Origin of the sequence: Bowmanella yangjiangensis (genome assembly GCF_017255015.1) — a bacterium.
In the GTDB taxonomy this organism is placed as follows: Bacteria; Pseudomonadota; Gammaproteobacteria; order Enterobacterales; family Alteromonadaceae; genus Bowmanella; species Bowmanella yangjiangensis.
Map to the genome: position 1 here is coordinate 1 of NZ_JAFKCS010000331.1, position 892 is coordinate 892.

General features: G+C 58.5%; 1 protein-coding gene. It reads left to right on the top strand.

The window, feature by feature from the left end; all coding sequences use genetic code 11:
• Window positions 1-574 precede the first annotated feature (574 nt).
• On the top strand, window positions 575-892 hold a 318-nt coding region (locus J0A65_RS24365; RefSeq protein WP_206596842.1), incomplete at its 3' end, for a hypothetical protein.

Below are 892 nucleotides of genomic sequence, written 5' to 3' on the forward strand. Positions count from 1 at the left end.
CCTGCGCCCTGGGCTATCTGGATTTTCGCTTCGCCGACCTCGACTGGCGTGCCTCGCATCCGCTGCTGCGAGACTTCCAGCTGGCGTTCTCCGCTCGTGCCTCCATGCAGGCCAGCGCACCGGTGTGAATCCGCCGGCTCGCTGGCGTCCTGGCGGATAGCGCAGCGACGGACTGCTGGTCTGGATTGAGGTGGCGCCGCGCAACGACTTCGTGACCGTCTGTCGGTGGAATGGGCGGCGGCATTCGCGAATCCGCGTCTTGACAGGTTTTTGGCGCTCCGCCTCGACACGCCTTTGTCCCTGATATTAAAGGGTTGTTTCCCGTGTGACGGATTTCACGTTAGCGCTCGACGGTAATTTGACTAACTTGAGGGGTGTTCGTTTTTTTGGTCATTGCCTGATCAAAAAATTGACATATCCTTGGTTGGGCTGATTCAATATGCCAGCTTTTTGATGTCAAGTTTCGCTCGGTTTCCGTGGGGTGGAGCCGGTTTCCTGACGTTATGGGGGAAGTCTCTTCAGAGGCTTTTATCGAGCAGTAAGCGCACAAGCGCTCTTTCCAGTGCAGTAGGTCATGCAGGTGAAGTCCTCAAAGGGAATTGCCCGGCTTTTCGGCCTGGCGGTCGCATTTTTCGCTTCCACGACATTTGCTCAGCCTGCCAGCGTAGCCTTCTGGTACGCCGATCAGTTGCCCCTGCCCGAGTTGTCGCAGTTCGAGTGGGTGGTGGTCGAGCCCGGTCATGCCACGTCGAAGGATCTGGATTACCTCAAGGCCCAGGGCAGTGAGGTCTTCGCCTACCTGTCCGTCGGCGAATTCGCCGGCGATGTCACTCAGGCGGGGTTGAGCGAGGCGACCAGTGCTGTGCGCAACGATGCCTGGAACAGCCAGGTG